General features: G+C 65.0%; 21 protein-coding genes and 1 riboswitch. Of the genes, 8 read left to right on the top strand and 13 right to left on the bottom strand.

Features of this window, described 5'->3' with window-relative positions; all coding sequences use genetic code 11:
- Positions 1-109 precede the first annotated feature (109 nt).
- Positions 110-250, top strand: a riboswitch (TPP riboswitch).
- Between the two features lie 75 nt (positions 251-325).
- Both thiC and ACQY7X_RS12545 read left to right on the top strand, forming a co-directional pair.
- On the top strand, positions 326-2,143 hold the full coding sequence (gene thiC, locus ACQY7X_RS12550; protein WP_428245582.1) for a phosphomethylpyrimidine synthase ThiC: 1,818 nt from the start codon (positions 326-328) through the stop codon (positions 2,141-2,143).
- A 123-nt stretch (positions 2,144-2,266) separates the two neighbouring features.
- Complete coding sequence (locus tag ACQY7X_RS12545; protein WP_428245581.1) at positions 2,267-3,331, top strand: TIM44-like domain-containing protein; 1,065 nt, start codon at positions 2,267-2,269, stop codon at positions 3,329-3,331.
- Between the two features lie 130 nt (positions 3,332-3,461).
- Here the strand turns inward: ACQY7X_RS12545 and ACQY7X_RS12540 are convergent, their stop codons facing one another.
- Genes ACQY7X_RS12540 through ACQY7X_RS12520 form a run of 5 tightly spaced genes read right to left on the bottom strand, consistent with a single transcriptional unit; the run spans position 3,462 to position 8,362 of the window.
- Positions 3,462-3,863, bottom strand: coding sequence for a F0F1 ATP synthase subunit epsilon (locus ACQY7X_RS12540; RefSeq protein ID WP_428245579.1), 402 nt, complete (start codon positions 3,861-3,863; stop codon positions 3,462-3,464).
- Positions 3,864-3,896: 33 nt separating this feature from the next.
- Complete coding sequence (gene atpD / locus ACQY7X_RS12535) at positions 3,897-5,321, bottom strand: F0F1 ATP synthase subunit beta (RefSeq protein ID WP_428245578.1); 1,425 nt, start codon at positions 5,319-5,321, stop codon at positions 3,897-3,899.
- Positions 5,322-5,369: 48 nt separating this feature from the next.
- Positions 5,370-6,254, bottom strand: coding sequence for a F0F1 ATP synthase subunit gamma (locus tag ACQY7X_RS12530; RefSeq protein ID WP_428245577.1), 885 nt, complete (start codon positions 6,252-6,254; stop codon positions 5,370-5,372).
- An 18-nt stretch (positions 6,255-6,272) separates the two neighbouring features.
- On the bottom strand, positions 6,273-7,802 hold the full coding sequence (gene atpA, locus ACQY7X_RS12525; RefSeq protein ID WP_428245575.1) for a F0F1 ATP synthase subunit alpha: 1,530 nt from the start codon (positions 7,800-7,802) through the stop codon (positions 6,273-6,275).
- Positions 7,802-8,362, bottom strand: a complete 561-nt coding sequence (locus ACQY7X_RS12520; RefSeq protein ID WP_428245574.1) for a F0F1 ATP synthase subunit delta — start codon at positions 8,360-8,362, stop codon at positions 7,802-7,804. Before ACQY7X_RS12520 ends, atpA begins: the two co-directional genes overlap by 1 nt.
- A gap of 372 nt (positions 8,363-8,734) precedes the next feature.
- On the opposite strand from ACQY7X_RS12520, the gene mutY reads away from it, so the two are divergent.
- Positions 8,735-9,838 carry an A/G-specific adenine glycosylase gene (gene mutY / locus ACQY7X_RS12515; protein ID WP_428245573.1) on the top strand — a complete coding sequence of 368 codons (1,104 nt, stop codon included), beginning with the start codon at positions 8,735-8,737 and terminating at the stop codon, positions 9,836-9,838.
- 113 nt (positions 9,839-9,951) lie between these two features.
- Here the strand turns inward: mutY and ACQY7X_RS12510 are convergent, their stop codons facing one another.
- Positions 9,952-10,722: a crotonase/enoyl-CoA hydratase family protein gene (locus tag ACQY7X_RS12510; RefSeq protein ID WP_428245572.1), complete on the bottom strand. Its 771-nt coding sequence runs from the start codon at positions 10,720-10,722 to the stop codon at positions 9,952-9,954.
- Between the two features lie 185 nt (positions 10,723-10,907).
- Here ACQY7X_RS12510 and ACQY7X_RS12505 point away from each other — a divergent pair, with 185 nt between their 5' ends.
- The 5 genes from ACQY7X_RS12505 to ACQY7X_RS12485 all read left to right on the top strand — a co-directional run bounded on the left by ACQY7X_RS12505 (position 10,908) and on the right by ACQY7X_RS12485 (position 18,454).
- A complete protein-coding gene (locus tag ACQY7X_RS12505) occupies positions 10,908-12,941 on the top strand; it encodes an elongation factor G (protein WP_428245571.1) in 2,034 nt (677 codons plus the stop codon).
- A 118-nt stretch (positions 12,942-13,059) separates the two neighbouring features.
- Positions 13,060-15,261 carry an ABC transporter permease gene (locus tag ACQY7X_RS12500; protein WP_428245570.1) on the top strand — a complete coding sequence of 734 codons (2,202 nt, stop codon included), beginning with the start codon at positions 13,060-13,062 and terminating at the stop codon, positions 15,259-15,261.
- Positions 15,262-15,279: 18 nt separating this feature from the next.
- Complete coding sequence (locus ACQY7X_RS12495; protein WP_428245569.1) at positions 15,280-16,302, top strand: ABC transporter substrate-binding protein; 1,023 nt, start codon at positions 15,280-15,282, stop codon at positions 16,300-16,302.
- 32 nt (positions 16,303-16,334) lie between these two features.
- Positions 16,335-17,357: an ABC transporter substrate-binding protein gene (locus tag ACQY7X_RS12490; RefSeq protein ID WP_428245568.1), complete on the top strand. Its 1,023-nt coding sequence runs from the start codon at positions 16,335-16,337 to the stop codon at positions 17,355-17,357.
- Positions 17,358-17,368: 11 nt separating this feature from the next.
- Positions 17,369-18,454: an ABC transporter ATP-binding protein gene (locus tag ACQY7X_RS12485; RefSeq protein ID WP_428245567.1), complete on the top strand. Its 1,086-nt coding sequence runs from the start codon at positions 17,369-17,371 to the stop codon at positions 18,452-18,454.
- Here the strand turns inward: ACQY7X_RS12485 and ACQY7X_RS12480 are convergent.
- The 7 genes from ACQY7X_RS12480 to ACQY7X_RS12450 are packed head-to-tail and all read right to left on the bottom strand — an operon-like array spanning position 18,414 to position 24,289.
- Positions 18,414-18,620, bottom strand: a complete 207-nt coding sequence (locus tag ACQY7X_RS12480; RefSeq protein WP_428245566.1) for a superinfection immunity protein — start codon at positions 18,618-18,620, stop codon at positions 18,414-18,416. The genes ACQY7X_RS12485 and ACQY7X_RS12480 overlap by 41 nt on opposite strands.
- Positions 18,621-18,647: 27 nt before the next feature.
- Entirely contained in the window at positions 18,648-19,253 is a 606-nt protein-coding gene (locus ACQY7X_RS12475) for a glutathione S-transferase (protein ID WP_428245565.1), read from the bottom strand.
- A gap of 41 nt (positions 19,254-19,294) precedes the next feature.
- Complete coding sequence (eda, locus tag ACQY7X_RS12470) at positions 19,295-19,927, bottom strand: bifunctional 4-hydroxy-2-oxoglutarate aldolase/2-dehydro-3-deoxy-phosphogluconate aldolase (protein ID WP_428245564.1); 633 nt, start codon at positions 19,925-19,927, stop codon at positions 19,295-19,297.
- 22 nt (positions 19,928-19,949) lie between these two features.
- Positions 19,950-21,539, bottom strand: a complete 1,590-nt coding sequence (locus ACQY7X_RS12465; RefSeq protein ID WP_428245563.1) for a gamma-glutamyltransferase family protein — start codon at positions 21,537-21,539, stop codon at positions 19,950-19,952.
- 11 nt (positions 21,540-21,550) lie between these two features.
- On the bottom strand, positions 21,551-22,375 hold the full coding sequence (locus ACQY7X_RS12460; RefSeq protein ID WP_428245562.1) for a sulfite exporter TauE/SafE family protein: 825 nt from the start codon (positions 22,373-22,375) through the stop codon (positions 21,551-21,553).
- Positions 22,376-22,419: 44 nt separating this feature from the next.
- Complete coding sequence (locus ACQY7X_RS12455; RefSeq protein WP_428245561.1) at positions 22,420-23,745, bottom strand: TRAP transporter large permease; 1,326 nt, start codon at positions 23,743-23,745, stop codon at positions 22,420-22,422.
- Positions 23,735-24,289, bottom strand: a complete 555-nt coding sequence (locus ACQY7X_RS12450) for a TRAP transporter small permease subunit (protein WP_428245560.1) — start codon at positions 24,287-24,289, stop codon at positions 23,735-23,737. The genes ACQY7X_RS12455 and ACQY7X_RS12450 overlap by 11 nt, the downstream gene beginning before the upstream one ends.
- Positions 24,290-24,293 lie beyond the last annotated feature (4 nt).

Below are 24,293 nucleotides of genomic sequence, written 5' to 3'. Positions count from 1 at the left end.
CGCACCGCTCCGGTCACTGCCGGGACTCGATTCCACATCCTCCGGTCGCTATACCGCGATGGATGCTCCGCGCCCGGATTTGACCTCGCCACGCCCATATTCTACCCTCCTGGATACCGAGGGGTGCCCCGCCAGGGGGCTGAGATTCGGACCCGCCCAAGAGCTTGCTGAAAAGCAAACCGGGCAGCGCCGTGACCCTTAGAACCTGATCCGGGTCATGCCGGCGGAGGGAACGGACCTGCAAATGGGGCGAATCCGCCCCATTGCCCCCATACTTTCCACCCCATTCCCGGGTCTCCCAGCCAATGCTGACCAGGAGATCCGCATGTCCAACAGCTTAGCAATCACCACCGGGCCGCTGCCAGCCTCGGAGAAATGCCACACCGCCGGCAGGCTTTTCCCCGCCATCCGCGTGCCGCACCGTACCATCACCACTCATCCGAGTGCCGGAGAGCCGCCGCTCAGTGTCTACGACACGTCCGGCCCCTACAGCGATCCAGGCCAGGCCATCGATATCGCCGCCGGCCTGCCGCGCTGGCGCCAGACGCTGATCGCGGCACGCGGCGATGTGGCAGCCTATGGCGGCCGGCCCGTGCTGCCCGGGGATAATGGCGGCCAGGCCAGCGTGCCGCCATTTCCCCGCCACCATGCACCATTGCGCGCAAGTAAGGGCATGGCAGTAACACAGCTTGCCTATGCCAGGCGCGGCATCATCACCGCCGAGATGGAATATGTCGCTCTGCGCGAAAATGAGGGGCGTGAACTGGCAGCGGCGATATTGCGCGATGGCCAGGATTGGGGTGCTGCGATTCCAGATTATGTGACGCCGGAATTCGTGCGTGACGAAATCGCGCGCGGCCGCGCCATCATTCCCTGCAACATCAATCATCCCGAACTGGAGCCGATGATCATCGGCCGCAATTTCCGCGTCAAAGTGAATGCCAATATCGGCAATTCGGCGGTGACATCCTCGCTGGGCGAGGAAGTGGACAAAATGGTGTGGGCGATCCGCTGGGGTGCCGACACGGTCATGGATCTCTCCACCGGCCGCAACATCCACAATATCCGCGACTGGATCATCCGCAACGCGCCGGTGCCGATCGGCACGGTGCCGATCTATCAGGCGCTGGAAAAAGTGAATGGCCGCGCCGAGGACCTAACCTGGGAAATATTCCGCGACACGCTGATCGAGCAGGCGGAACAGGGCGTGGATTACTTCACCATTCATGCCGGCGTGCGGCTGGCGCATATCCCACTAACCGCGCGGCGCGTCACCGGCATCGTCAGCCGAGGCGGCTCGATTCTGGCGAAATGGTGCCTGGCGCATCACCGGGAAAATTTCCTCTACACCCATTTCGAGGAAATCTGCGACATCATGCGGGCCTACGATATCAGCTTCTCGCTCGGCGACGGCTTAAGGCCCGGCAGCATCGCCGATGCCAATGACGCCGCGCAATTCGCCGAACTGGAAACGCTGGGCGAATTGACCCGCATCGCCTGGGCTCGCGACTGCCAGGTGATGGTTGAAGGCCCCGGCCATGTGCCGATGCACAAGATCAAGGAAAACATGGACCGGCAGCTGGAAAGCTGCGGCGAGGCGCCGTTCTATACGCTGGGGCCGCTCACCACCGATATCGCGCCAGGCTATGACCACATCACCAGCGGCATCGGCGCGGCAATGATCGGCTGGTTCGGCTGCGCCATGCTCTGCTATGTGACGCCGAAGGAGCATCTCGGCCTGCCCGACCGTAATGATGTGAAAACCGGCGTGATCACCTACAAGCTCGCCGCCCATGCCGCCGATCTCGCCAAGGGCCATCCCGGCGCAAGGCGTCGCGACGACGCCTTGAGTCGCGCGCGGTTCGAATTCCGCTGGGAGGACCAGTTCAACCTGAGCCTTGATCCCGAAACGGCACGCGACTTCCATGACAAGACCTTGCCCAAGGAGGCCCACAAGACGGCGCATTTCTGCTCCATGTGCGGGCCTAAATTCTGCTCCATGCAGATCAGCCAGGAATTGCGCGCCGATGCTGGCCGGCTCCAGGACGCCAAACAGGCCCGGGATGCCGGCTTGGCGGTGATGGCGGAAAACTTCCGGAACCAGGGCGGCGAAATCTACGCCGCAAAACCTGTGGGCGAATAAAGCAGGTGGATTCCCGGGCGGTGGTATCTTGCATAAGTCACCGCCCGGCCTTACATAAATATCCCATAACCAGCAGCCGCATGGATGGCCCTGGGACATGGGAGATGGAAGGGGAATTCGCCGATGCGTCGCGTCACCAAGTTTCTCGGTATTTTCGGCTTGGCCATGAGCCTGGCAATCCTGCCCGCCCTGGTGGAAGCCAAGGCCGGCCGCTCCGGCGGCGGCGGTGCCAGTGTCGGCAGCCGTGGCAGCCGCACCTATGATGCCGCGCCCTCGACCCAGACGGCTCCGGCCGCGCGCCCCGTGGAGCGCAGCGTGACGCCGCCGCCCGCCAGCCAGCCGGCTGCTAATCAGGCTGGTGCGCGTCAGGCGGCCCCGGCCGCCGCGCCTGCCGCCCAGGGCGGCTTCTTCCAGCGCAATCCGTTCATGGCCGGCATGATGGGCGGCCTGCTCGGCGCCGGCCTGGTCGGCATGCTGTTCGGTGGCAGCCTGTTCGGCTCCGGCCTCGGCGGCGCCGGCATCCTCGGCCTGCTGCTGCAGGGCCTGCTGATCGGCGGCCTGGTCTACCTGCTGGTGGCGATGTTCCGCCGCCGCGCCGCAGCTTCCGGCCCGCAGCCGGCTTATGCCGGCGCTGGCGCCAGTGCCGGTGCTGGCGGCAACGACCACATGGCGCGCGAATCCTATGAGGCGCCGTCCAATGCCGGGCGCTACGACATCCCGGCAGGCGGCGGCGGCAATGGTCGCGGCCAGATGGCGATGCAGACCGATGGCGTCGGCATCGAGGAAACCGACTATCAGGCCTTCGAGCAGAACCTGAAGGACATCCAGACCGCCTGGAGCCAGGCCGACCTCACCGCCCTGGGCAATCTCGCCACGCCGGAAGTCACCAGCTTCTTCGCCCGCGAACTGGCGGCCCTTGCCAGCCGCGGCCTCGCCAACCATGTCGAGCAGGTAACCCTGGAGCAGGGCGACCTGGCCGAAGCCTGGCGCGAGGATGGCATCGATTACGCCACCGTGGCGATGCGCTGGACCGCGCTGGACTATACGCTGAACCGCGCCGATGGCTCCTTGGCCGAAGGCAGCCGCAGCGAGCGTGGCGAGAGCGTGGAAATCTGGACCTTCATGCGTGCCGGCCGCGACGGCAAGTGGCTGCTCTCGGCGATCCAGCAGCCGGAAGACGCACACTAAGCGTCATCACCGCTACAGCAGAACGGCGCGGGAGCCTCTCCCGCGCCGTTTTTGTTTGCCCGAACCGGAGCCCAGGACAAAAAACGGGCGCCACCAGGGCGCCCGTTTGTATCGGTTATGAAGCGGAGCTTTAAGCGGCGGCTTCCAGCATCGCGCTCAGCTTGTCGATCTCGGCCTGGGCACGGTTGCGGGCGTGGTCTTCCTTGGCATCCGCCAGGTCCTCGCGCGCATCCTTGAGCTTGGCTTCGATCTTGTCGCGCTTCAGGTCATTCACCGGCACGGCCTCCTCGGCCAGCACGGTGAGCTTGTTGTTCGACATCTCGGCGAAGCCGCCGGCAACGAAGATACGCTCTTCGCCGCCACCGGCCTTGGTCACGTCGATGACGCCAAGCCGCAGCGACGAGATCACCGGCGAATGGCCGGGCAGAATGCCCATGTCGCCATCCTCACCCGGCACCGTCACCATTTCGGCCTCGATCGAGAGCAGAAGCTTCTCGGGCGATACCAGCTCGAAACCAAAGGTCTCGGCCATGCTGCGTACTCCTTAAAGTCGGACCGCTTAGGCTCAGGCCGCCTCGGCGGCCATCTTCTTCGCCTTGGCGATCGCCTCGTCGATGGTGCCGACCATGTAGAAGGCCGATTCCGGCAGATGGTCGTGCTTGCCTTCCACGATTTCCTTGAAGCCGCGGATGGTCTCGGCCATCGGCACCTGCACGCCCGGGAAGCCAGTGAACACCTGCGCCACGTCGAACGGCTGGCTCAGGAAGCGCTGGATCTTGCGGGCGCGGGCCACGGTGAGCTTGTCCTCTTCCGAGAGCTCGTCCATGCCCAGGATGGCGATGATGTCCTGCAGCGACTTGTAGCTCTGCAGGATGTTCTGCACCTGGCGGGCAACCTGGTAATGCTCGTCGCCGACGATGCGCGGATCGAGGATGCGCGAGGTCGAGTCGAGCGGATCCACCGCCGGGTAGATGCCGAGTTCGGCGATCTGGCGGCTAAGCACCGTGGTGGCGTCCAAGTGGGCGAACGAGGTCGCCGGCGCCGGGTCGGTCAAGTCGTCGGCGGGCACGTAAATGGCCTGCACCGAGGTGATCGAACCCTTGTTGGTCGAGGTGATGCGCTCCTGCAGGCCGCCCATGTCGGTGGCCAGCGTCGGCTGGTAACCCACGGCGGAGGGGATACGGCCGAGCAGCGCCGACATTTCCGAACCCGCCTGGGTGAAGCGGAAGATGTTGTCGACGAAGAACAGCACGTCCTGGCCTTCCTGGTCGCGGAAGTATTCCGCGAGCGTCAGACCGGTCAGCGCGACGCGGGCGCGGGCGCCCGGCGGCTCGTTCATCTGGCCGTACACCAGGGCCACCTTGGAGCCCGGACCATCGGTCTTGATAACGCCCGATTCCATCATTTCGTGATAGAGATCGTTGCCCTCGCGGGTGCGCTCGCCGACGCCGGCGAACACGGAATAGCCGCCGTGGGTCTTCGCGATGTTGTTGATCAGCTCCATGATCAGCACGGTCTTGCCGACGCCGGCGCCGCCGAACAGGCCGATCTTGCCGCCCTTGGAATACGGCGCGAGCAGGTCGACGACCTTGATGCCGGTGACCAGCACCTTCTGTTCGGTCGACTGATCGACATATTCCGGCGCCGGAGCGTGGATCGGCGCGGCCTTCTTGGCGTTGACCGGGCCGCGGTCGTCGATCGGCTGGCCGATCACGTTGATGATGCGGCCGAGCGTCTCCTGGCCCACCGGCACCGAGATCGGCGCGCCGGTGTCATTCACTTCCATGCCGCGCACGAGGCCGTCGGTGGAGTCCATGGCGATGGTGCGCACGGTGTCTTCGCCGAGATGCTGCGCCACTTCGAGCACCAGGTGGTTGCCCTGGTTGGTGCAGACCAGCGCGTTCAGGATCGCCGGCAGATGGCCGTCGAACTGCACGTCGACGACGGCGCCGATGACCTGGGTGATGCGACCGACCTTATTGGTTGTCATGATACTGCTCCGCTCCTGCTATTCCTGATCGTCCTGCGCGCGCCGTTCTTAAACGGCCTCGGCGCCGGAGATGATTTCGATGAGTTCCTTGGTGATCTGCGCCTGGCGGGTACGATTGTACACCGTGGTCAGCTTCTTGATCATTTCGCCGGCATTGCGCGTGGCATTGTCCATCGCGGACATGCGCGCGCCCTGCTCGGAGGCGGCATTCTCAAGCAGCGCCCGATAAACCTGCACCGACAGATTGCGCGGCAGCAGCTTTTCCAGGATGACGCCTTCTTCCGGCTCATACTCGTAGACCGCGTCGCCCATGCCGGCGGCCGCACCGTCTTCGCCGCCAACCTGGGCGGGGATGAGCTGGGTGCCGGTCGGGATCTGGCTGATCACGGACTTGAAGTTGTTGAAGAAGATCGTCGCGACGTCGAATTCGCCGGCTTCGAACATCGCCACCACGCGGTCGGCGATTTCCTGGGCCTCGGAGAAGCCGATGCGGCGCACCTTGGAAAGATCAACGGTGTCGACGATCTTGTCGGCATGGTCGCGACGCAGCTGGTCGCGGCCCTTCTTGCCGACGCAGAGAATCTTCACCTTCTTGCCCTGGGCGCTCAGTTCTTCGATCCGCCGGCGGGCCAGCTTGACGATCGAGGAATTGAAGGCGCCGCACAGGCCGCGTTCGGCGGTGGCGACGACGAGCAGATGCACGTCGTCCTTGCCGCTGCCGACCAGCAGGCGCGGAGCATTCTCGGCACCGGCCTGGCCGGCGGCCAGGGAGGCCAGCATGCCCGCCATGCGCTCGGCGTAGGGACGGGCCGCCTCGGCGGCCTCCTGCGCCCGGCGCAGCTTGCTGGCTGCCACCATCTTCATCGCCTTCGTGATCTTCTGGGTCGATTTGACCGAGTTGATCCGAATGCGCAGGCTCTTAAGGCTGGGCATCGCGCGTGATCCTCAGGCTTAAGCGAAGCTCTTCGAGAAATCCTCGAGAAGCGCCTTCAGCTTGGTTTCGATTTCCGGCGTCAGCGCCTGGGCGTCGCGGATGCCCTGCAGCAGGTCGCCATGCTTGGAGCGCACGGCGCCAAGGAAAGCGGCCTCGAAGCGGTTCACGGCATTCACCGGGATCTTGTCCAGGTAGCCCTTCACGCCGGCATAGATCGACACGACCTGCTCTTCCACCGGCAGCGGCTGATACTGCGGCTGCTTCAGCAGTTCGGTCAGGCGCGCACCACGGGCCAGCAAGCGCTGGGTGGCGGGATCGAGGTCCGAACCGAACTGGGCGAAGGCAGCCATTTCGCGGTACTGCGCGAGTTCCAGCTTGATCGAGCCGGCAACCTGCTTCATGGCCTTGATCTGGGCTGCGGAACCGACGCGGCTGACCGAGAGGCCGACGTTGATGGCCGGGCGGATGCCCTTATAGAACAGTTCGGTTTCGAGGAAGATCTGACCATCGGTGATCGAGATCACGTTGGTCGGAATGTAGGCCGACACGTCGCCCGCCTGGGTTTCGATGACCGGCAAAGCGGTGAGCGAACCGGCGCCCAGCTTGTCGTTCATCTTGGCGGCGCGCTCGAGCAGGCGCGAGTGGATGTAGAACACGTCGCCCGGGTAGGCTTCGCGGCCCGGCGGACGGCGCAGCAGCAGCGACATCTGGCGGTAGGCGACGGCCTGCTTGGACAGATCGTCATAGATGATCACGGCATGCATGCCGTTGTCGCGGAAGTATTCGCCCATGGCGCAGCCCGTGTAGGGGGCCAGGAACTGCAGCGGCGCCGGCTCGGAAGCGGTGGCTGCCACCACGATCGAGTATTCCATGGCGCCGGCTTCTTCCAGGGTCTTCACCACCTGGGCAACGGTCGAACGCTTCTGGCCCACCGCGACGTAGATGCAATAGAGCTTCTTCTTCTCGTCGCCGCCGGCGTTCACCGCCTTCTGGTTCAGAATGGTGTCGATCGCCACGGCGGTCTTGCCGGTCTGGCGGTCGCCGATGATCAGCTCGCGCTGGCCACGGCCCACCGGCACCAGGGCGTCGAGCGCCTTCAGGCCGGTCTGCATCGGCTCATGCACCGACTTGCGCGGGATGATGCCCGGCGCCTTCACTTCCACGCGGCTGCGGGTGACGTCCTTGAGCGGGCCCTTGCCGTCGATCGGGTTGCCGAGCGAGTCGACCACGCGGCCGAGCAGGCCACGGCCGACCGGCACGTCGACGATGGCGCCAGTGCGCTTGACGGTGTCGCCTTCCTTGATGCCACGATCTTCGCCGAAGATCACGACGCCGACATTGTCGACTTCGAGGTTCAGGGCCATGCCCTTCACGCCGCCCGGGAACTCGACCATCTCGCCGGCCTGGACCTTGTCGAGGCCATGCACGCGGGCGATACCGTCGCCAACGCTGAGCACCTGGCCGACCTCGGAAACTTCAGCTTCAGCGCCGAAATTCTTGATCTGGCTCTTCAGGATTTCGGAAATCTCTGCGGCGCGGATATCCATCACGCAACCCCTTTCATCACGGACTTGAGCGAGTTGAGCTTGGCACGCACCGACGCATCGATCATGCGCGAGCCGAGTTTGACGACGAGGCCACCGATCAGCTCGGGTTCAACCCGGGCCTGAAGCACCACGTTGCCGGCGGCGGCCGACGACAACGCCGATTTCAGCTGCGCCAGCGACTGTTCGTCGAGCGGCGCCGCCGACACCACCTCGGCAACGACTTCGCCGCGATGATGGCTGAGCAATTTCTTGTAGGCGGAAATCACGTCCGCCAGGGCGAATAGCCGGCGGTTCTGCGCCAGCACGCCGACGAAGCGGCGGGTGAGATCGTTGAAGCCGGCCTTTTCCATCACCGCGGTGATGGCAGCGCCCTGTTCGGCGCGGGAGAAGGCGGGCGAACGGATCAGCCGCACCAGATCGGCCGAGTCGGCCAGCATCTTGGTGAACTGCTCCAGATCATTGGCAACGGCATCAAGCTGGCCGCTATCCCGCGCCATGTCGAACAGCGCGGTGGCGTAGCGACCGGCAATGCCGGAGACGAGAGCGCTTTCCTGAGCCACGTACGACCCTTTGTTTATCGGTCCGGCCTCACGCTGCGGCGCAAGGAGAACCCCCAGTCGGAACCACGAGTGCTATATTGGGCCGCCTAAATCTTCGCCAGGGAGGCTTAAGATTTTGATTGGCCTGACTTTTCGCGCACAAACAGAGCGTTTCCGCCACCTACCCGGCGCGAAAGCCGCGTTTACCTAGCATAAGGGTTTCGCCCTCGCAACATGGACCGGTGTGGCAGTTGCGACTAAACGCCGCATAAACGGCAGCTTCTGGGAGTTATCCACAGGTTCCTCCCCGATGGGCTACAAAACTGCCCGAAAAGGTAACGGAATCGGTCCCGAAATGTCGCGGGACGCGCAGTGATGGCGTAGCTTCCCGCCATGCCCCGCCGCCCCAGAGACGCGAATCCGAGCATCGCCGCCGATGCGAGCCAGAAACGCCAGGCGGCACGCATCGCCGGGCTGCTGCTGCCCTGGTACGACCGGCATCACCGGAGCCTGCCCTGGCGCGCCAATCCGGGCCAGCCCAAGACCGACCCCTACCGGGTCTGGCTCAGCGAAATCATGCTGCAGCAGACCACGGTGGCCACCGTCGGCCCGTATTTCGCCCGTTTCCTGGCACGCTGGCCGGCGCTGACCGCCCTGGCCGATGCGCCGCAGGAAGACGTGCTCGCCGAATGGGCCGGGCTTGGCTATTACGCCCGCGCCCGCAACCTGCATGCCTGCGCCAGGGTCTTGCGCGACCAGCATGGCGGCCGCTTCCCCGATACGGTCGAGGCTTTGCTCGAACTGCCGGGCATCGGTGCCTATACAGCGGCGGCCATCGCCGCGATTGCCTTCGACCGCCCGGCGGCTGTGATGGACGGCAATGTCGAGCGCGTGCTGGCACGGCTTTTCGCCGTGCGCGAGCCCTTGCCCGCCGCCAAGCCGATCCTGCGCGTGCTGGCAAAAGCCGCGACGCCAACCGAACGCCCCGGCGATTATGCCCAGGCGATGATGGATCTCGGCGCCACCGTCTGCTCGCCGGGCGAACCCGATTGCCTGCTCTGCCCGCTCAACAGCCTCTGCGCCGCGCGCAAACTCGGCATCGCCGCCAGCCTGCCGGCCAAGGCGCCGAAGCCGGAGCGGCCGCGCCGCCACACGCTGGCATTTCTGCTGCTGCGCCCGGATGGCGCCATGCTGTTCCGCCGCCGGCCGGAGAAAGGCCTGCTCGGCGGCATGCTGGAAGTGCCGAGCGCACCATGGCGCGACACCCCCTGGCAACTGGATGAGGCGCTGGCACATGCGCCGCTGGACAGGATCACATGGCAGGAGCGGCCCGCCAGCGCCGAGCATGTGTTCACCCATTTCGCGCTGAGCATCCGCGCCGTGGAGGCCCGCATCGATGCGCGGCAAGCGGCAAAGCTTGATGGCAACTGGCTGCCGCCCGGCGAAGCCGCCGTGCCGACCGCGATCAAGAAGATGCTGCGGCTGCGGTCGCTGTAACCACTACCGTCATGGTCCGCGAAGGCGGACCATCCACGAGTATTTTTTTATCTATTACAAGGAAAACCAACTCGTGGATGCCCCGCCTTCCCGGGGCATGACGATATCAAGCCCTAGATCTCTTTGAAATTCCCGTGACGGCCGGCGCCATCACGGAAACGCGCGGCACCCTTGATCGCTTCCGCCTCTACCACCGGCCAGCCGCCTTCGGCTTCATGATGCAGGCCGGCATCAATGGAGAGGTTCCACTGCTCGTAGCTCGACATGCGGTCGGTCTTCATGCAGAGCTGCGGGAAATGCGCGATTTCAGCGGCCATTTCCTCTGCTGCCTGGCGCGCCTGGCCCGCAGGCACCACGCGATTGGCCAACCCGAAGGACAAGGCTTCCGCTGCCGGCACGGCACGGCCGGTAAGGATCATGTCCAGCGCGCGACTATGGCCGATCAGGCGCGGCAGGCGCACCGTGCCGCCATCGATCAGCGGCACACCCCAGCGGCGGCAGAACACACCGAACACGGCGCTCTCCTCTGCCACGCGCAGATCACACCAGCAGGCGAGTTCCAGACCACCGGCAACCGCAAAGCCCGCCACCGCCGCAATCACCGGCTTGGACAGTATAAGCCGCGTCGGCCCCATCGGGCCTTCGCTTTCCGGCGTGGCATCATTGCGGCGGTCGCCATCGGCCACCGCCTTGAGATCGGCGCCAGCGCAGAAATTGCCGCCCTCGCCCCACAGCACGGCAACACGCGCGCTGTCATCGGCCTCGAAAGCCTTGAAGGCGGCGCGCAATTCATCGGCATGTGGCTTGTCCACCGCGTTGCGTGCTTCCGCCCGCGACAGGATCACGGTGGTTACCGCACCCTGCTTCTCCACCCGCACCGCCATGGCCATTTCCTCCAAATATCAAGCCTTTAGCCGAGGCTAGCGGGCAGTTCCCGGAACAACAACCATTATTCCGAGACTCTTTCGCCGGCTTGTGGAATCCTAGTGTCCAGACGGGCCGGTCAAAGAACCCGCGTCAAGTATTCCCCAGACTGCATTCTTGGCATCTGAAAACGGGAGGAAAGCGCATGGTAGCCAAACCGCTAGCCAAGCCGCGCGTAGCCGCCCTGGTGGGGCCCTACACCGCCGGCAAGACAACCCTGCTCGAGTCACTGCTGTTCGCCGCGGGAGCGATCCCGCGCAAAGGCTCCGTTGCCGCCGGCACATCGCTGGGCGACAGCCAGCCGGAAGCGCGGGCACGGCAGATGACCATCGAGCCGAACATCGCCGCGCTTTCCTTCCTGGGCGAAAGCTGGACCTTCATCGACTGCCCCGGTTCGGTGGAACTGGTGCAGGAAACGCTGGCTGCCCTCATGGTGGCGGATATCGCCATCGTGGTGGCCGAGCCAGACCCGACGCGTGCGGTGACCCTGGCGCCCTTGCTGCAATTCCTTGATGCACGCCAGATTCCGCATCTGTTGTTCATCAACAAGATGGACAAGAGCAGCCTGCGGATGCGCGACCTGCTCACCGTGCTGCAAACCGTATCGGCACGGCCGCTGGTATTGCGCGAAGTACCGATCCGCAATGGCGAACAGATCGCCGGCTATGTCGACCTGGTGAGCGAGCGTGCCTATCGCTGGCGCCCGAACGCCACCTCCGATCTGATCGAAATGCCGGAGACCGTGAAACCGCGCGAGGCCGAGGCACGCCAGAGCCTGTTGGAAGCCATCGCCGATTTCGACGATGCGCTGCTGGAGCAATTGCTGGAAGACCGCGTGCCGGCCTCCGCCGACATCTACGCGCAGTTGACCCGCGACCTGCAGCAGGACCTGATCGTGCCGGTATTCTTCGGCTCGGCGGAACAGGGCAATGGCGTGATGCGGCTGCTGAAAGCCCTGCGCCATGAAACGCCGGAGCCGATGCAGACCGCCGAGCGGCTTGGCATCAAGAGCAACGGCGCTTTCGCCGCCACGGTGTTCAAGACCTTGCACCAGGCCCATACCGGCAAGCTGTCGCTCTGCCGCGTGTGGTCTGGCAGCCTGGCCGAGAATGCCGCGCTTGGCGGTCGGCGCATCGCCGGCCTGCTGAAACCCATGGGCGCTGAATTGCCCAAGCTGCCACTGGCCGAAACCGGCATGGTGGCGGCCATCGCCAAGCTGGATGACGTGCAGACCGGCGACCGCCTGACACCAGAAGGACGCGGCGGCCCCGAGGCCAGCTGGCCCGAAGCACCCGCGCCCGTGATGGCCTTCGCGCTGGCACCGGCTGACCGCAAGGACGAGGTGAAGCTTTCGGCCGCCCTGCACAAGCTGCTGGAGGAGGACCGCGCCTTGAGCCTTGAGCATGGCGGCTCGCATGGCCAGTTGCTGCTCAAGGGCCAGGGCGAAATCCACCTCAAGCTGGCGGTCGAGCGATTGCAGCAGCGTTTCAACGTGTCGGTACGCATTGCCGCGCCGCTCACCGCCTATCGTGAAACGATCCGTCATGGCAGTGCCCATCACGCCCGCTTCAAGCGCCAGAGCGGCGGCCATGGCCAGTTCGCCGATGTGAAAGTGGAAATCACCCCGCAGCCGCGCGGCGAAGGTTATGTGTTCCATAACCGCGTGGTGGGCGGCGCGATCCCGAAGAACTATATTCCCGCCGTGAATGAAGGCGCGCAGGAAGCCCTGATCCGTGGGCCGCTGGGCTTCCCGGTGGTGGATGTGGCCGTGACGCTGCTGGACGGGCAGTCGCATGCGGTCGATTCCAGCGACCAGGCCTTCCGCACCGCCGGCGGCATGGCGATGCATGAGGGCCTGCCGAATTGCGGGCCGGTGCTGCTGGAGCCGATCCAGGGCGTCAGCTTCACGGTGCCGAACGCGTTCACCGCCAAGGTGCATGCCATCGTCGCCAGCCGGCGCGGGCAGATTCTGGGCATGACCGCACGCGAAGGCTGGCGCGGCTGGGATGTGATCGACTGCTACATGCCGGAATCCGAGATGGCGGGCCTCGCCACCGAACTGCGCTCGGCCACGCTGGGCGTCGGTGGTTTCGCCGCCCGCTTCGACCATCTGCAGGAACTGACCGGCAAGCTGGCCGACCGCGTGGTGGAAGACCGCCGCCGCGCATTGGCGGCCTAGGACCCATTGAGGGTAGGGCCCGGCAGGATGGCACCAGACCTCAAGGTGTGGGCGTGATCGGCATTGACGCCGCCACGCCCACACCCGAGACTGTTGTAAAGAAAATGTCACAAAACTGATGCCATCCGCTCATACCCTCCGGTCAAGTACGCTGCGATCCGTCACGCCCTGGATCGCCTTGGCCGTTCTCGGCCTGCTGGTGCTGCCGTGGTATGCGCTGCCCGGCGCCGGCTTCTGGTCGGTTAGCTGGCTGCGCCTGTTCCCGGCGCAGGATACTGGGCCGGCCCTGCTGCTGGCGGCGCGTGAAGGCCATGGCTGGCTCTGGCCGCTGCTGCTGCCGCTCGGCCTCGCCCTGCTGCACAAGCGCGGCGCGCCCTGGCTGATCGCCGCCGGCCTGCTCGGCCTCGGCTATCTTTTCGCCCAGGGTTTCGCCATCGACCACAAGGGGCCGACGCTGGCCCTGCTCGGCTCTCTCGGCACCGGCGGGCAGCCCGGCTTCGGCCTTGGCGCCACGATGTTCGGCACTGCCGCCCTGGCCTGGCTGAGCCTCGGCCTGGCCAGGCTCGGCTGGTGCCGTGGTGATGCCTTCGTGGTGGCGGCGATTGCCGGCATCGTCACACTGATCGCGCTGTTCGTGTTCCTGCCGGTGCTGATCGTGCTGGGACATGCCCTGAAAGACGAACAGGGCGCGGTTTCGCTGCTGCATTTCCTGGGCCGGCTGGCCGACAGCTCGATCTGGGGCCTCGATTGCCTCACCGGACCGCAACGCTGCGGGGTGGCCTGGAACACCCTGTTCCTGGCGCTGCTGGTCGGCGCCGGCACCACAGCCCTGGGGCTGGCCTTCGCGCTCATCGCAGTGCGCACCAGCTTCCGCTTCAAGCCGCTGCTGCGGGCGCTGACCGTGCTGCCGATCATCACGCCGCCTTTCGTGATCGGCCTCGCCCTGATCCTGCTATTCGGCCGCTCCGGCGCCGTCACTGCTTTGCTCACCGAATGGTTCGATATTCCGCGCTCGCGCTGGATCTATGGCCTTACCGGCGTGCTGATCGCGCAGTTGCTTGCCTTCACGCCGATTGCCTTCCTGGTGCTGATCGGCGTGGTGCAGGGCATCGCCCCCTCTCTGGAGGAAGCGGCGCAGACGCTGCGTGCCAACCGCTGGACCACGTTCCGCACCGTCACCTGGCCGCTGCTGCGCCCGGGCGTTGCCAATGCCTTCCTGCTCGGCTTCGTCGAGAGCCTGGCGGATTTCGGCAATCCACTGGTACTCGGCGGCAATTTCGAGGTGCTATCGACCAAGATCTTCTTCGCCGTGGTCGGCGCCGCCCATGACCAGGGCAAGGCGGCGATGCTGGCTTTCGTGCTGCTGGCCTTCACGCTTGGCGTGTTCTGGGCGCAGCAGAGATGGCTGGGGCAGAAAAGCTACACGACAATGACCGGCAAGGGCGATGCCGGCATCGCACAGGCCCTGCCGCGCCGTGTCTCGTATCTGGCCTATGGCCTCGCCCTGCCCTGGGCCGCCTTCACCATCGTGATCTACGCCACCATCGTGTTCGGCGGCTTCGTGAAATCGGTCGGCCGCGACCACAGCTTCACCCTGGCGCATTATCTCTCGGGCTTCAGCCTCGACTGGGGCCCGCATGGCCTGCAATTCACAGGCGCGGCCTGGAACAGCTTCTGGGTCACGCTCGGGGTTGCCGGCGTTTCCGCGCCGCTCACCGCCATCATCGGTATTCTCACCGCCTATCTGCTGGCGCGGCAGAATTTCCAGGGCCGCCGCGCTTTCGAATTCGGCACGCTGCTGAGTTTCGCCATTCCCGGCACGGTGATCGGCGTTGCCTATGTGCTGGCCTTCAACACGCCGCCGCTGGAAATCACCGGCACCGGCCTGATCCTGGTGCTGTGCTTCGTGTTCCGCAACATGCCGGTGGGCGTGCGCGCCGGCATCGCTAGCTTAAGCCAGATCGACAAGAGCCTGGACGAAGCCTCACTCACGCTCGGCGCAGGCACCGGCGGCACATTGCGGCGGATCATGCTGCCGCTGCTGCGGCCCGCCATCATCGCCGCCCTGGTCTACAGCTTCGTGCGCGCCATGACGGCGGTGAGCGCCGTGATCTTCCTGGTCACCGCGCAATACAATCTCTCCACCGCCTATATCGTCGGCCGCGTCGAAGCCGGCGAACTCGGCCTCGCCATCGCCTATTCCTCGGTGCTGATCCTGGTGATGATCCTCGCCATCATCGGCATCCAATGGCTGGTCGGCGAACGCCGCATCGGCCGCCGCGCCTCTACTGACCAGCTTGCACATTTCGGTGCCGGCTAATCCCAAGGAGACCTGCCCATGTCCAGACGCAGCCTGCTTGCCCTGCCCATCCTGTTCCTTCTGCTCAGCCCGGAAGCCAAGGCGCTATCGAGCGTGACGGTCTATTGCAGCCTGCTCAGCGAATGGTGCGAACTGATGCGCGCGAGCTTCGAGCGCGACACCGGCATCAAGGCGCAGGTGACCACCAAGAGCACCGGCGAGACCTTCGCGCAAATTCGTGCCGAGGCCGATAATCCGCGTGCCGATGTGTGGTGGGGCGGCCCGACCGATTCCCATCTGCAGGCCGCTGAACTCGGCCTGCTGGAAACCTACAAGAGCCCGAGCCTGGCCAAGCTGCATCCCTGGGCGCAGCGTGCCGCCGAACTCTCGGGCTGGCGCAGCGTCGGCATCTATGCCGGCACGCTCGGCATCGTGTGGAACACCGATGCCCTGGCGAAGCGCAAGCTGCCGGCGCCGAAATGCTGGGCCGACCTGCTGAACCCGGCCTATCGCGACGAAATCCAGATGTCGAGCCCGGCCACGTCCGGCACCTCCTACACCGTGCTGGCAACCCTGGTGCAGATCATGGGCGAGGAACCGGCCTTCGCCTACATGAAGAAGCTGCATGTCAACATGAACCAGTATCCGCGCTCCGGCGCAGCCCCCATGGCCAATGTGGCGCGCGGCGAGAGCCTGCTCGGCATCACCTGGATGTTTGCCGCCGTGGCCGAGGCGCAGCTTGGTGCACCGGTGACTTCAGCGGCGCCGTGCGAGGGCACCGGCTACGAGATCGGCTCGATGTCGCTGGTGAAGGGCGGCAAGAACCCTGAGAATGCCCGCAAATGGTATGAGTATGTGCTCACCCCGGCGGCGCAGGCCACGGGGGCAAGAGCCAAGAGCTTCCAGATTCCCAGCAATGTCGACGCACCGATCCCGCCCAATACGCCGAAGCTGGAGGAAGTGAAGCTGATCGATTATGACTTCGTGAAATACGGCTCCGCTGCCGAGCGCAAGCGGCTGCTGGATCGCTGGGAAAAGGAAGTGGCGGCACTGCCGAAGTGACGCCACACATAAAACACCAAGGGAGGAATACCATGCGCAACACCCTGATCGCCGCCGGCCTGCTGGCCAGCACGGCACTTTTCGCGGCCCAGCCTGCCCAGGCCCAGGTCACCGTCTATTGCAGCGCGCTGATGGATTGGTGCCAGGTGATGTCGAACGCCTTCGAGAAGAAGACCGGCATCAAAGTGACCATGACGCAGAAAGGCTCGGGCGAAACCCTGGCGCAGATCCGCGCCGAAGCCAGCAACCCGAAGGGCGATATCTGGTGGGGCGGCACCGGCGACCCGCATCTGCAGATGGCCGAGGAGAACCTGAGCGAAGCCTATCGCTCCCCTGCCCTCGAAAAGCTGCATCCCTGGGCGCAGAGCCAGGCCAAGCAATCGGGCTACCGCACGGTTGGCATCTATGCCGGCACACTGGGCTTTGCCTACAACACCGAGCTGATCGCCAAGAAGAAGGTGGCGGTGCCGATGTGCTGGGCCGACCTGCTGAAGCCGCAATACAAGGACGAAGTGCAGATTTCCAATCCGGCTTCGTCGGGCACGGCCTATACCGCCATCGCCACGCTGGTGCAGTTGATGGGCGAGGACAAGGCTTTTGCCTATCTCAAGGGCCTGCATGGCCAGGTGAACCAGTATACCCGCTCAGGGCCCGCCCCGGCACGCAACACCGCGCGCGGCGAAACCATGATCGGTGTGATGTTCCTGCACGATGCCGTGGCCGAGGCGGTGGAAGGCTTCCCCGTGGCGGTGCAGGCACCCTGCGAAGGCACCGGCTACGAGATCGGCTCGATGTCGATCATCAAGGGTGCGCGCAACATGGAGAATGCCAAGAAGTGGTATGAATTCGCGCTGACCCCGGAAGCCCAGGCGCTGGCGGTGCAGGGCAAATCTTACCAGGTCCCGAGCAACCCGCAGACGCCGACGCCGCCCAAGGCGCCGAAGCTGGAGCAGGTGAAGCTGATCGACTACGACTTCGCCAAATACGGCACCTCCGCCGAGCGCAAGCGGTTGATCGCGCGCTGGGAGAAGGATGTCGGTTCGCAGCCCAAGTGAGTCCGAGCCAGATGACGCAAGGGCCGGCTTCGGTCGAATTCCAGCAGGTGGTGAAGCGCTACGGCGCCTTCACCGCCGTAAAGGATGTGTCCTTCACCATCGAGCCGGGTACGCTGGTGACTTTGCTCGGGCCATCCGGCTGCGGCAAGACCACCACCTTGCGCCTGATCGCCGGCCTGGAAATGGCGAGTGCCGGCCGCATCCTGATCGGCGGGCAGGATGTGACGCGGCTTTCGGCGGCCGAGCGCGGCGTCAGCATGGTATTCCAGTCCTATGCGCTGTTTCCGCATATGAGCGTGCTGGAAAATGCCGCTTATGGCCCGCTGGTAAGCGGCATCGACAAGGCGAAAGCCGAAGCGATGGCGGCGGAAAAACTGCGGCTGATGGGCCTGTCTGGCCTGGAAGCCCGCTTGCCCTCCGAGCTTTCCGGCGGCCAGCAGCAGCGCGTGGCGGTGGCCCGCGCCCTGGTACTGGAGCCAACCGTGCTGCTGTTCGACGAGCCCTTGTCGAACCTGGATGCCAAGCTGCGCCGCCGCGTGCGCGAGGATATCCGCGAATTGCAGCAGAGCCTGAAACTCACCGTGGTCTATGTTACCCATGACCAGCAGGAAGCCCTGGCGGTATCGGACCGCATCATCGTGATGTCGAATGCCGAGATCGCGCAGTCGGGCAGCCCGCGTGACCTCTACGAGCGACCGGCGAACCTTTTCGTTGCCGACTTCATCGGCGATGCCAATCTGCTGGATGCGGAGGTGACGCCGCTGGACGAGGCCCGCGCCGAGGTGCGGCTGGGCAATGTGGTACTGGAATTGCCGCGCCGCGGCCTTCCGGCCGGCAAGGCCAGGATCGCCGCCCGGCCGGAGGCATTGCTGCTGAGCAGCACGGCACCGGCTGGCCCGGCCCTGCAAGGTGTGATCCGCAAGGCGGCCTATCTCGGCACTCATATGGAATACACGGTGACGACGCCGCAGGGCGACGTCTTCATCGTCGATCCGCAGGTAGGCCGCCCGCTGGCCATCGGCAGCGATGCCTGGATCGGCTTCAGCGGCGGCGGCGTTACCCTGGTGCCGGCCCCAATGGCGGAGCCGAAGGTCTAAGCGCCAGCACCAGCAGCACGATCCAGCCGATCACCGTCCAGCCCAAAGCCGCATTGGCCAGCAGGATCAGGCCGGCGCGCGGTGCGCGCCGGCGCCACGCAATCAGCGCCGGCATGAAATAAACCGTGCCGACCACCAGGGCCAGGATCAAACCTGAAAAGCCCATGCTCTGGCCCTGCTTCGTAAGCCGGCCTTAAGCCGGTACCGTTGCCTTGAAGGACGGACGATCAAGCAGCTTTGCCGCCCAAGCGGCCGTGGCCTTGTAGGTATCGCGCCACTTCATGTCGGCGTAGCGGAAATCAAGGTAGCCGAGCGCGCAGCCGATGCTGATCAGGCCAATATCCAGGCCATCGCCGAAGCCCGGTGCCTGGCGTTCGATCTCGGCCAGGCTGGCCGTCATCTTGGTGGTCTGGCCGCCAGTCCAGTCGGACCAGCGCTTGTCCTCGGGACGCAGGAAGCCTTCGTAGCGCACCAGCAAAGCGGCATCGAGCAGGCCATCGCCCAGCGCCTGGCGCACCAGCGCGGTCCAGCGCGGCTTGCCGCTGGCGGGGAACAGCTTGTTGCCGGCCAGGCTGTCGAGATACTCGCAGATCACGCGGCTGTCATAGAGCGCCTGGCCATCATCGGTCACCAATGTGGGCACCTTGCCGAGCGGGTTGCTGGCTGCAACCAGTTCATCGCGCGCCACCGGCGAGACGACCTTGGCAACACGTTCGATCTTGTCGTTGAGGCCGGCTTCCAGGGCCACGACCACGACCTTGCGGACATAGGGCGAGGTCGGCGAGTAATACAGCTTCATGGCGTTTCCTTTTGTTTTTTGCTGCTTCGGGGCGGGTAGAATCAGGGTTTGAGTGCGGCCAGGGTCTCGGCGCTGCGTTTGGTGATGGCAGCCCAGTCGCGCGCGCGCACCAGTGCCTCCGGCGCCAGCCAGGAGCCGCCGACACAGGGCACATTGGGCAAGGCGAGATAGCTTTTCGCCTTTTCGGCATCGATGCCGCCGGTGGGGCAGAAGCGCAGATCAGATATAGGGCCGCTCACTGCCTTCAGGTATGCGGCACCGCCGGCCGGCTCGGCGGGAAAGAACTTCATATGGCGGAAACCGAGGTCGCGAAGCGCCAGCATTTCGCTCACCGTGCCGCTGCCCGGCAGAGCCGCCAGGCCGGACCGCGCCAGGGCTTCGCCGAGCTTCGGCGGCGTACCCGGCGTGACGATGAAATGCGCCCCGGCATCGCGGGCGGCGGCCAGTTGCCGGTGATCCAGCACCGAGCCGATGCCAAGCGCGATGCCCGGCACCGCCTTGGCGACCCGGGCGGCGGCTTCCAGCGCCTGCGGCGTGCGCAGCGTGATTTCGATGATGCCGATGCCGCCTTCCAGCAGCGCCTCAGCCAGCGGCACGGCATCCTGCACCGCCTCCACCACCACCACGGGGATAACCGGCGAAAGGGCGACGATGTCTTCGATACTGCGCGTCATGGCGCAGAGAGTAGCGGCACCGTCAGAAGGCGGCAACGGCTCCGTCGCTGCGCGGATCGGTGGCACCTTCCAGGGCGCCATCGGGATGCCGCACGATGGCGCCGGCATGGCCCATGGTGGCGGTGAAATCCGCCATCACCTCCACGTCATGGCCGGCGCGGCTGAGATGCGCCACCAGATCGGGGTCGAAACGGCCTTCGAGTTTCAGCGTCACGCTGTTCTCGCCCCAGGTCTTGCCCAGCAGCCAGCGCGGCGCGGTGATGGCCTGCTGCAACGGCTGGCCGAACAGGCCATAGCGGCTGAACAAAGCCGACTGGGTCTGCGGCTGGCCCTCGCCGCCCATGGTGCCATAGACCATGTCGCGGCCATCCTTGAAACGCGCCATCGCCGGGTTGAGGGTGTGGAACGGCCGCCGGCCCGGCGCCAGCAGGCGCGGCCCCTTGCCGCTGAGCAGGAAGCTGGAGCCACGGTTCTGCCACACGATGCCGCTTTCCGGCAGCACGCAGCCGGAACCGAATTCGAAATAGATACTCTGGATGAAGCTGGCCTGGCGGCCCTCGCCATCGATGGCGCCCATCCACACGGTATCGCCCGGATTGACCGGATAGGGCCAGGGCAACGCCTTCTCGCGGTCGATGCGCTGCACCAGCTTGTCCAAAGCCTCCGGCGCCAGGTAGCGGTCGGGCTGTTCCGGCATCGAATCCGGGTCGCCGAGAATACGGTCGCGGATCAGGAATGCCTGCTTGGTCGCTTCCACCAGACCGTGGATATGGGCAAAGCCTTCCGCCTCGCGCACGTTCAGCCGGTCGAACAGGCCCAGGATCATCAGCGACGCGAAGCCTTGAGTCGGCGGCGCGAAATTGTAGAGCGTGGCATTCTTGAGCGCGACCGAAAGCGCCTCGGGCCGCCGTGCCTGATGCACTGCCAGATCGGCCAGCGCCAGCGGCGTACCGAAACGGGCATGATCGGCGGCCAGGCTTTTGGCTAGGTCACCGCGATAGAAATCCTCGGTGCCGGCCTGGCCGATGCGCTTCAGCGTGGCGCCCAATGCCGCCAGCTTCATCCGCTCGCCTTCACGCGGCAGCCGGCCATCGATCAGGAAAGTCTCCTTGAAGCCCGGGGCGTCCTTCAGCTCCGGCCATTTCTGCTCGGTCAGTTCGGCCTGGCTCAGCGTGACGGCGAAACCATTCTCGGCATGCCAGGCGGCTTCTTCCACCAGGCGGCTCAAAGGCAGCCGGCCGCCCCACTTCACCGAGGTCTTGAGCACCTCGCCCCAGCCCGAGATGGTGCCGGCCACGGTATTGGCCGCCAGCGGGCCACGCCACGGGATGCTTTCAAGGCCTTGGCCGGCATAGAGCGCCACATCCGCCTTGGCCACGGCGGCGCCGCAGCCTTCCACGGCTTCCGGTGCTGCACCCGGCTGTGCCACCAGCCAGAAACCGTCGCCGCCGATGCTGGTCATGTGCGGATAGACCACGGCCAGAGCCGCAGCCATCGCCACCGTCGCTTCAATGGCGTTGCCGCCTTCGCGCAGCACGGCAAGGCCGGCCTGGGAGGCCAGGTGGTGCGGCGCGGTGACCATGCCGCGGCGGGCGCGCGGGGTGTGAAGCATGGCTTAGGCCCTCAGGTGAGCAGATCGTAGAACATGCGCAACGCAGTGAAACCGAGAAACACGGCGAAGACACGCTTGAGATTGCGGGTATTGAGACCATGCGCCAGCCGGGCACCATAGGGCGCCAGCAGGGTCGAGGTCGGGAAGATCAGGGCGAAGCCGATCAGGCTGATATAGCCCAGGGAGAAAGGCGGCAGGCCCGGCACGTTCCAGCCGGCCAGCACGAAGCCGATGGCGCCCGGAATGCCGATGATGAAGCCGATGGCCGCAGCCGTGCCCACCGCGCGGTGGATCGGATAGCCGAACAGGGAGAGGATCGGCACGCTGAGCGTACCGCCGCCAATGCCCATCATGGCCGAAATGGTGCCGATGGTGCCGGCCAACAGCGCCTTCGGTGCGCCTTTTGGCAGAGTCTCCGCCAAACGCCATTCCGGTTTGGCGAAACCCATATGCAGCGACACGATCAGTGCAACAGTGGCAAAGACCGCGCTCAACACCGGTCCGCGCACATAACTGGCAAGCGCCGTGCCGCACAACACGCCCAGGAAGATCCACGGCCCCCAGCTTTTCAGCAGCGCGAAATCCACCGCGCCGCGCTTGTGGTGCGAGCGGACGGACGAGATCGAGGTGGCGATGATCGAAGCCAGCGAGGTACCAACCGCGACATGCATGCGCACATCCTCATCAATGCCCAAAGCCGAGAACAGATGCCACAGCACCGGCACGATGACGATACCGCCGCCAACCCCGAGCAGACCGGCGGTGATACCCGCCACCGCGCCGGCGGCAAGCAGCAACGCGCCAAAGAGCAGAATCTGACTGAGATCGAGCGACATGACTTGGCCTCGCGGCGCCGGCCTCCCGCCTGCCCGCCCCCCGCCTACCAGCCGATAGCCTTGGGCAGCCAGGTGGCGATGGTTGGGTTGTAGAAGACGATAACCAGCGCGATCAATTGCAGCCCGATGAATGGGACCACGCCCTTGTATATGTCAAGGGTCGTGACCTGCGGCGGAGCGACGCCGCGCAGGTAGAACAGCGCCCAGCCAAAGGGTGGTGTGAGGAACGAGGTCTGCAAATTCAGCGCAATCAGGGTGGCGACCCAGACCAGATCCACATTCGCCGCCTGGAGGATTGGCAGGAACAGCGGCACGACGATGTAGCTGATTTCGATCCACTCGATGAAGAAACCGAGCACAAAAATCAGCGCCATCATGAACCACAGCACACCGGTGACACCGCCAGGCACGATCTTGAAGAAATCATGCACCAATTGCTCGCCCTGCAAGCCACGGAAGGCCAGGGCGAAAACCTGCGCGCAGATCAGGATGAACATCATTGAGGCGGTGATGCGGCCGGTGGCATAGACGGTTTCCTTCAGCATCTGCCAGTTCAGACGACCGGAAATCGCCGCCACCAGGATGGAACCCAGCGCGCCCATGGAGGCCGCCTCGGTGGGTGCCGCGATCCCGCCGATGATGGAACCCAGCACCGCCAGCACCAGGGCAATCGGCGGAAAGCCGACCTTGAGGGTCTTTTGCAGCAATTCCTGCCGACTCATGGCGAAGCGTTCCTCGGCCGGGATCGGCGGTACCATCTCCGGCTTCACCATGCCGAGGACCAACAGGAAAATGCAGAAGATGCCGGACAGCAGCAGGCCGGGCAGCACGGCAGCGGCAAACAGCGTGCCGACCGACTGGCCGAGAATATCGGCGAGCAGAATGATGATGGTGCTGGGCGGGATGATCTGGCCGAGTGTGCCGGAGGCGCAGATGGTGCCGCAGGCAATGGACTTGTTGTAGCCGCGCCGCAGCAGAGTCGGCAGCGTGAGCAGGCCAAGTGTGACGATGGTGGCGCCGACAATGCCGGTGGTGGCCCCCATCAGCACACCCACCAGCACGATGCCGATGCCCATGCCGCCGCGCAGACCGCCGGAGAGATGGCCGATCACCTCCATCAGATCATTCGCGATCTTCGACTTCTCCAGCATCATGCCCATGAAGACGAAGAGCGGGATGGCGATCAGCGTGTAATTGGCGGTGACGCCGAAGATGCGCGCCGGCAGCAGGTTGAACAGCAGCGAGCCGAAGCCGAGCCAGCCGAAGACGAAGCCGCTGATTGCCAACGTGAGCGCCACCGGCACGCCAACCGCCAGCAGCAGGAAGAATAAAACGATACAGGAAATCGCCAGAATTTCGTTAAGCGGCATGTTCCAACTCTTTATCGGGCTTGCCAGCGGACGGCGTGCCGCCAAGCAACGGAATCAGCGAACGCAGTGTGGCGGCGATGCTTTGCAGCAGCAGCAGGATGAAGCCGGCCGGGATCATCGATTTCAGGATGAAGCGGTAAGGCAGGCCGCCGGGATCGGGCGAGCCCTCGCCGATGCGGAAGGATTGCTCGACATAGCCGTAGCTCAGCTTGACGACGATGACGCAGAGCGCCACCGCCGCCAGACAGGAGATGAATTCGATCACCTGCTGCGCCTTGGGCGAGAAGCGGCCATAGAGGATATCGACGCGCACATGGCCTTCATGCTTGATCGCATAGGCCATGCAGAGCAGCGAAACCGGCGCCATCAGATGCCATTCCAGTTCCTGCATCGCCACCGAACCAGTGCGGAAGCCGTAGCGCAGCAGGACATTGAAGGCCATGACCAGGACCAGCGCGAAGCCGGTCCAGGATGCGAGCCGCCCGCTATGCTCGACCACGAGATCAAGCTTGCGGGCGACGGACTCCAGACGTGACACGGACATGAGA

Origin of the sequence: Ferrovibrio sp. (genome assembly GCF_965278975.1) — a bacterium.
Classification (GTDB): Bacteria; Pseudomonadota; Alphaproteobacteria; order Ferrovibrionales; family Ferrovibrionaceae; genus Ferrovibrio.
Note: the sequence above shows the minus strand (reverse complement) of the source record. Positions and strands in the feature narration are given on the sequence as shown.

Bases quoted from the DNA above. Each gene is read 5' to 3' on its own strand.
- ACQY7X_RS12505 (WP_428245571.1), top strand. From the start codon at position 10,908: ATGGTAGCCAAACCGCTAGCCAAGCCGCGCGTAGCCGCCCTGGTGGGG.
- ACQY7X_RS12480 (WP_428245566.1), bottom strand. From the start codon at position 18,620: ATGGGCTTTTCAGGTTTGATCCTGGCCCTGGTGGTCGGCACGGTTTAT.
- ACQY7X_RS12545 (WP_428245581.1), top strand. From the start codon at position 2,267: ATGCGTCGCGTCACCAAGTTTCTCGGTATTTTCGGCTTGGCCATGAGC.
- ACQY7X_RS12460 (WP_428245562.1), bottom strand. From the start codon at position 22,375: ATGTCGCTCGATCTCAGTCAGATTCTGCTCTTTGGCGCGTTGCTGCTT.
- ACQY7X_RS12465 (WP_428245563.1), bottom strand. From the start codon at position 21,539: ATGCTTCACACCCCGCGCGCCCGCCGCGGCATGGTCACCGCGCCGCAC.
- ACQY7X_RS12530 (WP_428245577.1), bottom strand. From the start codon at position 6,254: ATGCCCAGCCTTAAGAGCCTGCGCATTCGGATCAACTCGGTCAAATCG.
- atpD (WP_428245578.1), bottom strand. From the start codon at position 5,321: ATGACAACCAATAAGGTCGGTCGCATCACCCAGGTCATCGGCGCCGTC.
- ACQY7X_RS12490 (WP_428245568.1), top strand. From the start codon at position 16,335: ATGCGCAACACCCTGATCGCCGCCGGCCTGCTGGCCAGCACGGCACTT.
- ACQY7X_RS12495 (WP_428245569.1), top strand. From the start codon at position 15,280: ATGTCCAGACGCAGCCTGCTTGCCCTGCCCATCCTGTTCCTTCTGCTC.
- eda (WP_428245564.1), bottom strand. From the start codon at position 19,927: ATGACGCGCAGTATCGAAGACATCGTCGCCCTTTCGCCGGTTATCCCC.
- ACQY7X_RS12485 (WP_428245567.1), top strand. From the start codon at position 17,369: ATGACGCAAGGGCCGGCTTCGGTCGAATTCCAGCAGGTGGTGAAGCGC.
- thiC (WP_428245582.1), top strand. From the start codon at position 326: ATGTCCAACAGCTTAGCAATCACCACCGGGCCGCTGCCAGCCTCGGAG.
- ACQY7X_RS12455 (WP_428245561.1), bottom strand. From the start codon at position 23,745: ATGCCGCTTAACGAAATTCTGGCGATTTCCTGTATCGTTTTATTCTTC.
- atpA (WP_428245575.1), bottom strand. From the start codon at position 7,802: ATGGATATCCGCGCCGCAGAGATTTCCGAAATCCTGAAGAGCCAGATC.
- ACQY7X_RS12540 (WP_428245579.1), bottom strand. From the start codon at position 3,863: ATGGCCGAGACCTTTGGTTTCGAGCTGGTATCGCCCGAGAAGCTTCTG.
- ACQY7X_RS12510 (WP_428245572.1), bottom strand. From the start codon at position 10,722: ATGGCGGTGCGGGTGGAGAAGCAGGGTGCGGTAACCACCGTGATCCTG.
- mutY (WP_428245573.1), top strand. From the start codon at position 8,735: ATGCCCCGCCGCCCCAGAGACGCGAATCCGAGCATCGCCGCCGATGCG.
- ACQY7X_RS12500 (WP_428245570.1), top strand. From the start codon at position 13,060: ATGCCATCCGCTCATACCCTCCGGTCAAGTACGCTGCGATCCGTCACG.
- ACQY7X_RS12450 (WP_428245560.1), bottom strand. From the start codon at position 24,289: ATGTCCGTGTCACGTCTGGAGTCCGTCGCCCGCAAGCTTGATCTCGTG.
- ACQY7X_RS12475 (WP_428245565.1), bottom strand. From the start codon at position 19,253: ATGAAGCTGTATTACTCGCCGACCTCGCCCTATGTCCGCAAGGTCGTG.